Source organism: bacterium, assembly GCA_021372615.1.
In the GTDB taxonomy this organism is placed as follows: Bacteria; Armatimonadota; Zipacnadia; order Zipacnadales; family UBA11051; genus JAJFUB01.
Genome location: JAJFUB010000052.1, coordinates 1 through 13046, shown reverse-complemented (window position 1 = coordinate 13046; position 13046 = coordinate 1). Strand labels below are relative to the sequence as shown.

The window sequence follows — 13046 nt, the reverse complement described above, 5'->3', positions numbered from 1 at the left end:
TGTACGGAGGCCGGGGTGCGCCCCCGCTCTCCCGGACGGAGCCCGTCATGGAACAGCAGATGTTCATGAAACGCACCCTTCGCTGCGGCGACGTACGCGAGGACCACATCGGTCAGGAAGTCGTGCTCAACGGCTGGGTGCATCGCCGCCGCGATCATGGCGGCCTGATCTTCATTGACCTGCGCGACCGCGCTGGGCTCGTCCAGATCGTCTTCGACCCCGAGGAGAGCGCCGCGGCCCTGGAGGCCGCCCACGGCCTGCGCGCCGAGTTCGTCATCGCTGTCCGCGGCGAGGTCCGCCGCCGCCCCGAGGGCACCGACAACCCCGACATCACCACCGGCACCGTCGAGATGCGCGTGCGCGAGCTGGAGCTGCTCAACGAGGCCAAGACCCCGCCCTTCTCCATCGCCGACCGCACCGACACCGACGAACTCATCCGCATGAAGTACCGCTACATTGACCTGCGCAGCGAGCGGATGCAGCGCAACCTGCGCATTCGCCACGAGGCCGCGCGGGCCACGCGCGAGTTCCTCAGTGACGAGGGCTTCCTCGAGGTCGAGACGCCGCTGCTGTTCAAGCCGACGCCCGAGGGCGCCCGCGACTACCTCGTGCCCAGCCGCGTGAACCCCGGCCTGTTCTACTCGCTGCCGCAGTCGCCACAGATCCTCAAGCAGCTCCTGATGGTCGGCGGCTGCGACCGGTACTTCCAGATCGCCAAGTGCCTGCGCGATGAGGACCTGCGCGCCGACCGCCAGCCGGAGTTCACCCAGATTGACATCGAGTTCGCCTTCGTGGACCGCGACGAGGTCTTCGATGTCACCGAGCGGCTGCTCGCGTACGTCTTCAAGCAGGCCATCGGCTATGAACTGCCCGTGCCCTTCCCGCGCATGACCCATGCCGAGGCTCTGCGCGACTACGGCACCGACAAGCCCGACACGCGCTTTGCGATGAAGTTCGTGGACTTCACGGACCTGGCGCCCGAGGTGGAGTTCAAGGTCTTCCGCGATGTCGCCGCGCGCGGGGGGCAGGTCAAGGGAATCAACGCCGAGGGCTGCGGCGACACCCCACGGGCGCAACTGGACAAGCTCACCGAGTTTGCCAAGCAGCACAAGGCGGGCGGGCTGGTGTGGATGCGCGTCACCGCCGACGGGGTGGAGGCGCCGGTGGCGAAGTTCTTCACCGACGAACAGATCGCCGAGATGAAGCGGCGCAGCGCCGCCCGGCCGGGTGACCTGCTGCTGCTCGTGGCCGACCAGCCGGCCATCGTCGCCGAGAGCCTGGACTGGATGCGCCGCGAGATGGCCGACCGCATGGGCCTGATCCAGCCCATGACCTTCGCCCCGCTGTGGGTGGTGGACTTCCCGCTGGTCTCGTGGAACGAGGAAGAGAAGCGCTGGGACGCCGAGCACCATCCCTTCTGCATGCCGCACCACGAAGACTGGGAGTTGCTCGACACCGACCCCAGGCGGGTGCGGGCGCTCAGCTATGACGTCGTCATCAACGGCAGCGAGTGCGCCTCGGGCAGCATCAGGGTGCACCGCCGGGACATCCAGCAGAAGGTCTTCGACATCCTGGGCATCAGCCCCGAGGAGGCCGACCGCAAGTTCGGCTTCCTGCTGAACGCCTTCGAGTATGGCACGCCCCCCCACGGCGGCATCGCGCCGGGCTTCGACCGGATTGTGATGATGATGTGCGGCGAGGACAACATCCGCGAGGTCATCGCGTTCCCCAAGACCCAGCGGGCGGTGGACCTGATGGCCGACGCCCCGGGCGCAGTGGATGTGAAGCAGCTGCGGGAACTGCACATCAAGCTGGACCTGCCGCCCAGCCAGTAGTCGCGCGATTCATCGCGCCTCTCGTTGTCGTATGGAGGGGCCGGCTATTGGCCGGCCCGCCATTCTTGGCGGATGGCACAAGGCGACGTGCGCTGCCCACGGCGGGCCGGATGATATCCGGCCCCTCCCACGGCCTCCGCCCCGACAGGTATTGCCCCTCCTCCTGCCGAACCTCCACGCCTCACCGGACCCCGCCGCCGAGGTGCACCATGCTTCGTTACCTGTTGCCTTGTCTGCTGCTTGCCACTCTCCCCCTCACCGCAAAGGCCCAGACCATGAACCTCCTGCTCAACCCGCAGTTCGACTTCCACTGCTTCGACAACAGCCGCGCCGCTCAAGCCCGGGCGTACTCGGCGGGCTATGTCGCCTGCTGGAACGCCGAGGCCTATGGCGATGTCACGGTCACCGTCGCCGGGCATGTCGAGAGCGTCAAGCCGCTGGTCTTCACGCGCAACATCGTGGCGCTCAAGCCCGGCAAGCACCTGTATCAGGTCATGTTCCTGCCCGAGGTGCAACTGCGGCACGGCGATCTCGTGAGCCTGTCCCTCTGCGGCCAGCAGAAGGCGCCCGACAGCCTGAAGGCCTCGGTGCATGTACTCAAGATTGACAGCCAGACCGGCAAGTGGAAGCCGTCGGACTGTGGCATGAGCCGCGCCGATGAGTTCCCGAAGCACTCGCGGGGCGAGCTGGTGAAGGCGAAGTCATACACCGTCACCTCCGGCGCGGCGAACGACTTTGCGCTCAAGCTGGAGAAGTGCGAAGTCGTGGGCACTCGGCCCGTCCACAAGAACGAGTCCGCCGACGAGCAGATCAACTCGATTGCGCTGATGGTCGAGTTTGAGAACCTGAGCAAGGACGCGGACGTGCTGATCTACGCGCCGGCGCTGGTGAAGGGCGCCGTCGCCGGCGAGACGCCGGCACTGGGCGAGCTGAGGAAACCGCCGACCCTCTACCGGAGCATCCCCCGCACCATCCGCAAGCTCTGGCGCGGCGAGCCGCTGCACATCATCCTCATGGGCTCCTCCATTGACCGCGGCAGCGCTAACCCGCCGCTGTACCCGTACGACGAGGACCCCGCCTCGCCGAAGTACAAGCAGCCACTGGCCCAGGACATCTTCAACGGGGAGCTGATCGGCCGGCCTGACCTGACGGCCACGGTGGGGCGCTGGCAGCACTACTACGCCTGGGGCGGGCGGCTGCGGACGGAGCTGCTGCGCAAGTTCAACGTCACGCCGGACAAGCTGCTGCTCAACTACATGGCCTGCGACGGCTCGTGCATCTCGGAGGCGACCTCGGGGCTGGCGGAATACGCTTCGCTGAGCCTGCCGCCCAACCCCGAGACCAATGGCCAGCCCGCGGGCAAGACATGGCAGGAGATGTACCCGGGCCTCTTCGACCGGCCGCAGGGCCCCGGCCCCGACCTCGTCCTATTCGGCAGCGGCGCCAACGAGAAGACCGACATGCCCGAAGAGGGTGCGATCTTCGAGGCGAGCATCCGCTGGCTGCAGGAACGCTACCCGGACTGCGAGTTCCTCTTCTGCATGTGGCAGAACCTGCGCGGCTACACGCCCAACACGGGTCACCTGATGGAGCTGGCGCTGAACTACCAGATTCCCTTCGTGGACATGGGCGACCGGATTGACCAACTGATGAGCTACGCCAACCGCTACGCGCTGTGCCCGTCCGACGGCCACCCGCAGGCGGCCGGCCATTACGTCTGGTTCAAGAGCCTCGAGGAGGCCTTTGAGGTGGCCGACCCCATTGGCGCGGGGATCGCCCAGAAGCACCTGCCGAAGCGTCTGTACCCTACGAGCTACGGGTGGGAGGGCGAGATCGCCACCTACACCGACCCCTCGCCGCGGCTGGTCGGCAACATGATGGTCCTGGATGACACGACCGTGAACGCCTGGGGCAGCATCCCGGAGAAAGCCACGGCGCTGGTGGATGGCGAGGCCCGGCGCACGCCCCGCTCCGGCCCGGCGCGCAACATCCGCAACTCGCTGTTCACCTACGGCAAGCTGAGCCTCGGCGACCGGCACGTGCTGGAGCTGACCGGTGAGGGCGCGAAGCTGACGGCCGCGGACTGCAAGATCTGCCCGGACCGCCGGAGCTACCCCGTAGACAACCCGGCCTGGACGCTGGGCGCCAAGGAGCCCGAGCCGTTCGCCAGCCAGTGGGGCGCGCCGTTCGGCGACAAGCAGGTGAAGCTGCAGCCGGGCGAGAGCCTCTCGATCTGGGCCGCCGGCACCGACCTGGCTCTCGCCTATGTGGACGACGCGCAGGGCGGGAAGCTGAGGGTGACAGTGGATGGCACCGCGCCGGTGGAGATTACCGCCAATGCGCCCTACAAGGACGCGACCGGCAAAGAGATCTTCATGGAGAACCGCAAGGGCTTCCGCAACCTGGGCTATGGGCTGCACGCGGTGAAGGTCGAGGCCGTAGACGGGCCGGTGGCGGTGCTGGGGCTGTTCGCGTATGACACGCGCTCGGGCGACACGGGCCGCCGGGTGACGGGCCTGGCGCAGCCGGGCGAGACGATCCGCTTCACCCCGCCCTTCAGGGGGCGGCCCGTGGTGCTGGGCTACGGCGGGCTGGCGGTGAAGCCCGAGGACATCAGCACCACCGGCGTGAAGTTCAGCGGCACGGGGCCGGGGACGTATGAGGCAGTCGGGGAGTGGTGAGCCAGGCGGGTTGCAGGCCTCGCCGGGGCCGACAGCGAAGGGCAGTTGGGTGGCCATAGGCACGCGGAGGTGGCCGCTGTACCGTCAGGCTGTCTCTGTTCCGATGCCATGTGCATGTGCACGACTTGGTCTGCGAGTCGGAAAGGGAGGACATGACATGCGACGGATCGGCTTCACGCTCATTGAGTTGCTCGTGGTCATCGCGATCATCGCCATCCTGGCGGCGATCCTCTTCCCGGTGTTCGCCAAGGCGCGTGAGAAGGCCCGCCAGACGAGCTGCCTGAGCAATGTCCGGCAGTTGGCGACGGCCTGGGCGTGCTATGTGCAGGACTACGACGAGAACTGCGCCCACACCTACACCTACCCGTCCTGCATCACCTGGCTGGCCTACCTGCTCCCCTACGTCAAGAACGGCCAGGTCTATCGGTGCCCCAGTGACGGCAAGCCGTACACGGGCACCGGGGCGGGCTGGGGCCTCCCCGGCCAGACGATTCAGGGGTCCTACGGGTACAACGGCTCGCTGGTAGGCAGCCCGAGCACCTCCGTGTCGCTGGCTCGCATTGTCTACCCGGCGCAGACGGGGGTGATGGCCGACACGGCCTACGCCGGCCACTCACACTACCCGGGCTCGAACTCCTGGGAGTTCTTCCCCTACACCCTCACCAACTGCAGCACCTACATGGGGGCACGGCACAACGACGGGGCCAACGTGGCCTTCGCCGACGGCCACGCCAAGTGGGTCAAGCCCAGTCTCGTCACCAACGCGTGTTTCGGGGGCGTCAGCACGGAGTTCCCGGTCCCGCCGTACCCGGCTACCGGGGGCATCTACTGGAAGCCCGACGGGAGCGGGTAGGCAGGCTACCGGTCCAGGGGTTCGTCGGCCAGCCGCTTGAGGAACTGGGCGACCGCCTCGGACCAGGCGGCCCAGCACTGCTCGCCCAGCTCCGCCCGGGCCAGCGACGGGTCGCCGAAGGCGCCCGTCACGGTGATCTCCTCGGTGCGCCAGTCCCACTCGGGGATGTCCGGGCGCGAGTGCGTGGGGCGGACCATGCGGTTCCGCTTCACCAGGTGCGGCCGGTCCGCCAGCGTCTCGGAGGTCTCCCAGCGGCTGGCGTGGATGCCCGGCTGGCCCTCGGACGGTTCGTCCTTCCAGATCCCCCGCGATAGCTCGGCGAACGTCGGGTCCCGGTGCCCGCGGAAGTACGCGATCCGCACCGTCTGCCGGCCTGCGAACTCGTGCACGAGCTTCTCGATGCCGAGCTTGAGCGCGGGCTCGTTGCCGCCGTGGCCCGTGATGACGCCGATCCTGCGGAAGCCATGCTGCACCACGCAGCGCAGCACGTCTGCGATGACGGCCACGTACGTCTCCGGCTGCAGGGAGATCGTCCCGGCGAAGTTCATGTGGTGCAGCGCCAGGCCGAAGGGCATGGTGGGCAGTACGAGCGTGCGCAGGCCGAACAACTCCAGCGCGCGCCGGGCTCCGCCCTCAGCCAGGTTCTGCGCGATGCGCACATCGGTGTCTACGGGCAGCATCGGCCCGTGCTGCTCGACCGACCCGAAGGGCGCGACGACGATGGCCCCCTGCGCGGCCGCGTCACGAACGTCTTCCCACGTGTGTTCGCCCCAGAGCAGGCTCACTGCGTGTCACCCCAGTCATGTCCAGCGGGGGCTGCGGAGGCTGGAGGGGAGGAGGAGGGCGCCCCGTGGGACGGGGGCTTCCGCCCCCGCCTAGACTGAGCCGCGCCTCCGGCGCTGACGCCCCCACCCCTACGTTCCGGATGCCCCGTGTTCCCGCCTCACGGTTCCCGCCGTACCGTTCCTGCCTCTGCCATTCAGTACCCCAACCCCGTCTTGCCCAGCGTCTCGGTCGTCACGTGCCCATGCACTACTCTGAACAGGCTCTCATGGGCGGCAGTGACGTCGGGCTGCTCGAAGGGCAGGAACTGGCGCGCGTTGTACTCGAAGCCCATGAGGGTATCAATCCGTCCCGCGAAGCCGGCCTCGTGCACCAGCGACAGGCCGGGGTTGGTCAGGTCCTGGAAGGTGAGCACCAGGCCCTTCTCCTTGGCCTTCGCGACGTAGAGCATCGCCGACGAGTGACCTTTGCAGGTCTTGAGGCCCACGCCGCTCCAGCCCAGCTCGATGGCCAGGTCCATGCGCTCGACATCCGTGACGCCCTCGTCCACGACCACGGGCTTGAGCTTCGCCACCGGCGACAGGTCGAAGCGATGGACAGTCAGGTCGCGCTCGGTGGGCTGCTCCAGGTACAGCAACGCGTCGTAGGCGAGCGGGGAGCGCTCCCGCAGGCGGCGCAGGTAGTCCACCACCGACTCGGGGTCGGGGTTCATCTCGTTGCTGTCGGTCGAGAGCACGAAGCGGTCCGTGATGCCGAGGCGCGCATAGGTGTCGCGGATGACCTCGGCCACGTGCGCGGTGCGCTCGACATCCCACTCGTTATTGTTGCCCCGCAGCTTCACCTTGAAGCAGCGGAGGCCGTCGCGCTCGATCCATTCCTCCAGGCTCACGGGCAGGCCGTCGTGCGGGTCCTGGTCAGTGACTTCGTCGCGGGTGAGCTTGTCCACCCCACCGACGAGATGGAAGATGGGCAGGCGCGACTTGAAGGTGGGGTGGAGGTAGTCGGCGGGGTACCTACCCACGAAGTCCATGCCGCACCACTGGGACAGGTCGTAGTTCATGAAGTCCGGGCCGTAGCCGTCGTAGCTGGAGATGCCGTTGGCGTTGCCGAAGGCGTCGGTCAGGGCCGCATCCACCGGCGAGGCGCACACCAGCGCCCCGAGAATGGGCATGGGCTCGGCCAGCCCGAGCTTGCAGTCCACGAGGGCCGCGATCTCCTTGAGCGCGGGCTTGGCCTCCAGGTACAGTTCCATCGGGTGGCCGTAGCGCGCGTGGGCGAGCATGTAGTTGCAGAAGGCCTCGGCCACCTGGCGCATGGCGGCGTCGCGCTGCTCGTGGGCGACGGCCTGCGAGGGGAAGCCCCACAGGTCCGACAGCAGGATATTGCCCCAGCCCTCACCGCGCTTGCCGTCCTTGGTCTCGACCAGCGCGCGGCAGCGCATGTCGGTAATGGCGGACACGATGCCGGAGCCGAACTTCAGCGGCGTGCGCAGCACGGCGTCGCTGAAGACGGGCTCGATCTCCAGGAGTTTGATGTCACTGTTCATGGGGGACCTCAGAGGCGGGATTCGGGATTCGGGGTCCGGAGTCCGGGAGCGGCGAGGATACCGGTGGCCAGGAGGCAGCTTCGACGGAAGAACCGGGCGGACCTTCAGTCTACGCGGGGCAGGTTCGCCGGCGCCGCCAGTTCCGGACGCCCGCCCAGACGGATGGGCCTGCGCCCACCGGCCAGCAACGTGATCCGGTCCACGTCGCTGTCGAGGCGGTGCGCGGTGTACAGGTCTTCGCCGTCGGCTGCCATGATGAGCCTGCCGAGGCCAAAGTGCGCCACCGGCTTGACCTGGCCGGTTCGCAGGCTCACCCGGTAGATGGTGTTCCCCTCGACATCCCCCCGGCCGCTCACCGCCCAGTACGCGTAGTCGCGGGCCAAGGCGACAGCGTCGGGCGACTCGGGGAGCTGGCGGACCAGCAGGCGGGGCGCCCCGCCCGCCACCTGCCAGAGCGCCGCTGCCTTCACGTAGACGACCCCGTCCAGCCCGGCCGCGCACGGCGCCTCCGCAAGGCCCGTATCCACCACCGCCACCCGCCCGGTGGCGAGGTTGAGCCGGGCCAACATGGTCCCGGAGCTGCCAGCCGTCCCCATGCGGCTGACGATGTAGACCGTCCGACCGTCGCGCGAGAAGCTCGCACTCCAGATGCCCCCGGCCTCCCAGGGATAGTCCCTTTTCCCGCCATCGGGCTGCAACAGGGCGAGCCCGTCCCCGGTGGACACCAGCGCTGCCCCGTGGGGGCCAAGCGCCAGACCCTTCGCCATGCCCTTCGCGCGCGGCAGCAGGCGGAAGGCGTCAGAGGCGCTTGTGACGCCGCAGAACGATACTACGTCCCCGGCTCCGTCCGCCGTATCCTCCCACCGACGCGCCTCATGCCAGGTCAACACCTGCCCCTGGCTGCTAACGCCGCACGGCCCTCCGGTCACAGGGAAGTAGCTCAGGTCATGGCGGTCCACGGCAATCGCCGTCACGTCACTGCGGTTGCCGGTGTTGACCCCCGTCGCAAAGGCGAACACATGGTGTCCGCTGTGGGCCTGCAGCCACCGGTTGTAGGGTCGCATCCACCCCACCACCTGCGCCGGCGTCGTCGCCCAGTAGGGCTCCAGTTCATGCCCGTGCTTGCCGGCAGCCCCCTGGGCCTCGTTGTATGTGGCGGGCCCGCACGTCGTCTGCAGGCCGGTGGTGTCGAGAGCGAAGGCGTTGAGCGGGTCCATCACCAGGTGGCCGCCCCGGATGGGGTCAGGGGGAACATAGACCAGGTACGGCCCGCGCCAGCCATGCACGGGCGCCGGGTTGTCGCTGGCGTCCAGGCCCGTGGCCGGGGCCTGGCGGGCGGCCAGATCGGCCACGGTCGCCGGCAGGCAGCCCGTGTCGGCCTGGAACAGGTCCACTGCCGCCTGGACGGCGTTCAGGACGGCCAGACCCGGCATCATGGCTCCGCTCTGCGCCACCCCGGCCACCAATACCAGGGCCAGCCCCACTCCCATCAACAGAGCCGTCGGACCGGGCACAAAACGCACCAGCAGCCACACCACGAGCGCCATCACGAGCAGGAACGCCGCCACCAGCCGCCAGTCATCGGCGGTCGTGCGCCGCGGGGCGTGCCAGCGCGGGGGCGTCAGCGGCTTGTCCATGGCCTCCTTCTGCTCGCTTGATCCGGGCTGCAGCGCCACGGCGTGTGTCAGCAGCGCTGCCGTTTCACGCGGGATCTCCGGCCCGCGCCGCTGCACCAGCACCCGGTAATCCGCATGGCTGGCCTCGGTATCCGGGGCGAAGGTCAGGTCGGTCATCTCGGCGGGCGCAAGCAGGCCGAAGAAGCGCGAGGCCTGGCGGGTGTGCCAGTTGCCGCTCCGGCCGGTCTCCCAGTCGCTGGCCCGGTAGCCCAGGTTCTGGTGGTGGAACGGCGCGCCGCCGCTGAACTCGCACAGCAACCGCGTCGGGTTCCGCGTCATCTGCCGCCGCAGATCGCCGTACGTCTGGTTGCGTCTGAACTCTACCTGCTCGGTCAGCCACACCGCCGGGAGTGTCTGGCAGGTGTACGGCCCATCGGCGATGACGCATAGGAGAACCGCGCTGAGGGGCGGGGCGCTGACCCGCGAGATCGTGAGCGGGTACACCAGCCCCTCCTGCGGGCGGCGGAAGCGCAGGCCGAGCGGCGCCACCTCGGTCAGCACTGCCTGCTCGCGCGCCCGCTGCTCCTGCATCTTGAGGGCCACGAACACCCACCCCCGCTGCACGTAGCCGCTCAGCACCGGCTCGGCCTCGGCGGGCAGGCGGTAGCCGTTCCTGCCCAACCATTTCTGCAGCTCACCGCCCTGCGTCGCGGCCAGCACCACCGCGTGGTAGTCGCCGACCTCGCGCTCTTCCAGCACCTGCACCGGCGGCGGCAGGGATGCCCCCGCCGCCCCCGGGGCTGCCGGCGCCGCTGTGCCCGCGCTCAGGGCAGACTTGAAGAGCCGGCGGCGCCGGTCCTGCCCGAGCTTGGTCACGACGACCGGCTCGGTCTCGCGGAAGGTCTCAGTCAGGAAGGCGGGCTCGGCGGCGAAGGTCTCCGACGGCCTGGCGGGGACAGGGACGACCCAGGCGAAGCGATCGGCGGGGCCGTGGTACGTCGTCTGCAAGAGCAGGACCTGATCCTGGCCCTCGGCGATCATGATGGCCTTCTGTGCGGCCGAGGAGGGTTTGGTCTGTCCGTGGAGGGTTGTGGGGAGGAAGCAGCCATCGGCGAGCACAGGCGTCGCGGCGGCGACGGTGGAGAGCAGCAACAGACACGTCAGGATCAGCCGGTTCATGCCGGTTCCCCCTTAGGCGACCGGTCTGGCGGCATGCGTATCCGTGGTAGAGGAACAATGTACCGCCGAGGGAGTTCCTACTGCGGCGTGGGCTCGGGGCAGTGGCAGGGGGTCTGGTGGCACTTGGGGCAGCCCTGGCCGTACTTCTGTTGCACCGCCGCCTCCAGGTCCACCCCGGCGATCGAGGCGAGCGTGCTTAGCCAGGCCGCGCAGTCGGCGAATTCCCCCTCCAGCTCGGCCCGGCTCCCCCGCCGCAGCGCCCGCGACAGCTCGCCGATCTCCTCGGTCAGCCACATGAACGTGGCCTCGGCGCCGCGCCCGTTGTCCTTGGCGAAATAGATGCGCTCGATCAGTTGCTGGAACTCGCGCACGGTCATGGCTGCACGGGAGCGGTGGGATGTGGTTTGGCGCCGGCGGGCGGCGGGCCCTCCGCGGGCGGCGTGGGCCTGGGAGTCTCGGGCTGGGTCTGGGCCGGGCCCTCCGGCGCTTCGGGTGTGGTCTCGGCTGCAGGCGTGGGCGCGGTCGTGCCGGCCGCGGGCCGTGTGTTCGCTTCGCCCTTCTTGCGCAGGGCCACCGTGACGCGCACCGACGACGCGCCCAGGACGGTCACTCCGGCGGGTAGCTGCAGCGGCACGACGTACTGCGTCTTGCCGGGCTCGTCGGTAAGGTCCAGGGGCGCCGTCTGCAACGCCTCTACCGCCGCGATCTTCTGCGCATCCCCGGTGATTGTGACCACGACCGGTCGGGCCGCCACGGACGCCATCTCATAGCCCGCTGGCAGTTTGCCGATGACCGGCGCCACGGGTACCGTGCGGCTGTTGACCTGGCGCAACTGCACCGTCACCGCCGCCTGGGGCGGCTCAATGGTGACGCCCGTAAGCGGCAGGCCGCCGACGTCAATGGCCATCAGCGGCACGGTCACGGGCGCGGCATCGTTGTGCCCGGAGATGTCCACCGGGGCGACCACGCGCGCCACCTTCCGCACCTCGGTGCTCGGGCCGCTCACGGTCGCCTCGTCCGGCCGCACCTGCGTGTTGGCCACCATGAAGCCCTGGGCCGGCTCGCCGCGCACCTGCACGATGACCGGCCGCGCGCGCGTCACAACGGCATCCAGGGCGACCCTGACCATGCGGTTCGACAGATGCCTGATCTCGATGCCGGGGGGAAAGCCCCGCGGCTCTACCGGCACGACAGCGGTGCCGATCTCGGCGCCCTTCAGGTCGGCAACCAGGCAAGCGTTGGAGTAGGCCAGGCGCTCCAGAGCGGAGCGACGGCCATACAGCGTGGCCGTGATCTGTGTCGGGTCAATGTCGGCCACCGCCAGGCCCTCGGGGACGTCCGCGGTCTCGACGGTCACCGCCTGCTGGCGGGCGACCAGCGGGTCGGCCTGGTTGTGCACCGTACCCCAGATGACCAGGGCCACGATCAACGAGACCAGCTTCAGACTCAGGTTGTTGCGCAGGCGATCAGCGATGGACATGATGTTGGATCGCGGTCGGTGACCGCTCGTACAGGTTGGCTCTGGAACGGCGTGTCGCGGTCGGTGACCGCTCCCACAGGCGGCCCTTCTGGCATTCCCACAGGCGGCCTCTCGGGCATTCGCACTGACGGCCGTGGTGTGGGAGCGGTCACCGACCGCGACCGTCTCCGCAACCCGCCCCCTACTTCCGCCAGAAGAAGAACCGTGTCTGTTCGCGCTCGGACTCAAACAACGCCATCAGACGCTCCAGGAGTTGCATCTTGGCCAGGTGGGGGCTCAGCGAGCCGTCCACGGCGACCGAGATGCCGCCCGTCTCCTCCGACACGACGATACACACGGCATCGGTGCGCTCGCTGAGGCCCAGGGCCGCCCGGTGCCGCATGCCCGTGGTGGCCGAGATGCTCGGGCTCTCGGAATGGGGCAGCACGCAGGCTGCCGCCACCAGCACCTCGCCGCGGATGACGACGGCCCCGTCGTGCAACGGGCTGTGGGGCTCGAAGATGGTGGCCAGGAGTTCGGACGAGACCCGCGCGTTGATCGTCTTGCCGGTGCGGGTGATGTCCATGAGGCTCGAATGGCGCTGCATCACGATGAGCGCGCCGATGCGCTGCTCGGCCATTTCCTCGGCCACATCCACGACCTCATTGATGGTCGTCTGCTGCTCGGCCACGGAGACGCGCTCAAGCATCGAGGAGACCCACCCGCCGCGCCCCAGACGCTCCAGGGCCATGCGCAGTTCGGGCTGGAAGATGACGATCAGGCCGATCAAGCCGGGCAGGAGCAGGCGGCTGAGCAGCCAGTTGAAGGTCGGGAACCAGGTCGTCACGAGGACGATGAGGACAACGAGGAAGAGCCCCTTGACCAGGGACAGCGAACGGGCCTGGCGCATCACCAGGAGCCCCTGGTAGACCACGAGCGCCACCAGCAGGATGTCAACCGCGTCAACAACCCGGAAGCTGTGGAACAGGTTCAGGAACTCAGCGGGGATGTGCATGGCGCCTGCTGATAAGATACACCAGTAGCGAAGGGCAGGTCAACGCGGGAGCAGGACACAGGCGTCGCGGGGGGGGGGG

9 protein-coding genes are annotated in these 13046 nt (G+C 68.7%); 3 read left to right on the top strand and 6 right to left on the bottom strand.

Annotated features, from left to right (window positions below; translation table 11 throughout):
* Window positions 1–65: 65 nt before the first annotated feature.
* The 3 genes from aspS (at window position 66) to LLH23_08195 (ending at window position 5369) form a co-directional block, all read left to right on the top strand.
* Window positions 66–1835 carry an aspartate--tRNA ligase gene (aspS, locus tag LLH23_08205; GenBank protein ID MCE5238462.1) on the top strand — a complete coding sequence of 590 codons (1770 nt, stop codon included), beginning with the start codon at window positions 66–68 and terminating at the stop codon, window positions 1833–1835.
* Between the two features lie 209 nt (window positions 1836–2044).
* Complete coding sequence (locus tag LLH23_08200) at window positions 2045–4516, top strand: SGNH/GDSL hydrolase family protein (protein MCE5238461.1); 2472 nt, start codon at window positions 2045–2047, stop codon at window positions 4514–4516.
* 157 nt (window positions 4517–4673) lie between these two features.
* Window positions 4674–5369: a DUF1559 domain-containing protein gene (locus LLH23_08195; protein MCE5238460.1), complete on the top strand. Its 696-nt coding sequence runs from the start codon at window positions 4674–4676 to the stop codon at window positions 5367–5369.
* A gap of 5 nt (window positions 5370–5374) precedes the next feature.
* Here LLH23_08195 and LLH23_08190 read toward each other — a convergent pair whose 3' ends face one another.
* From LLH23_08190 to cdaA, 6 genes are all read right to left on the bottom strand, one after another.
* Entirely contained in the window at window positions 5375–6154 is a 780-nt protein-coding gene (locus LLH23_08190) for a creatininase family protein (protein ID MCE5238459.1), read from the bottom strand.
* 194 nt (window positions 6155–6348) lie between these two features.
* Complete coding sequence (locus tag LLH23_08185; GenBank protein MCE5238458.1) at window positions 6349–7698, bottom strand: hypothetical protein; 1350 nt, start codon at window positions 7696–7698, stop codon at window positions 6349–6351.
* A gap of 104 nt (window positions 7699–7802) precedes the next feature.
* Window positions 7803–10493: a DUF2330 domain-containing protein gene (locus LLH23_08180; GenBank protein ID MCE5238457.1), complete on the bottom strand. Its 2691-nt coding sequence runs from the start codon at window positions 10491–10493 to the stop codon at window positions 7803–7805.
* A 77-nt stretch (window positions 10494–10570) separates the two neighbouring features.
* Window positions 10571–10870: a nucleotide pyrophosphohydrolase gene (locus LLH23_08175; protein ID MCE5238456.1), complete on the bottom strand. Its 300-nt coding sequence runs from the start codon at window positions 10868–10870 to the stop codon at window positions 10571–10573.
* A complete protein-coding gene (locus LLH23_08170) occupies window positions 10867–11973 on the bottom strand; it encodes a hypothetical protein (protein ID MCE5238455.1) in 1107 nt (368 codons plus the stop codon). The genes LLH23_08175 and LLH23_08170 overlap by 4 nt, the downstream gene beginning before the upstream one ends.
* 181 nt (window positions 11974–12154) lie before the next feature.
* A complete protein-coding gene (gene cdaA, locus LLH23_08165; GenBank protein ID MCE5238454.1) occupies window positions 12155–12967 on the bottom strand; it encodes a diadenylate cyclase CdaA in 813 nt (270 codons plus the stop codon).
* Between the last annotated feature and the right edge of the window lie 79 nt (window positions 12968–13046).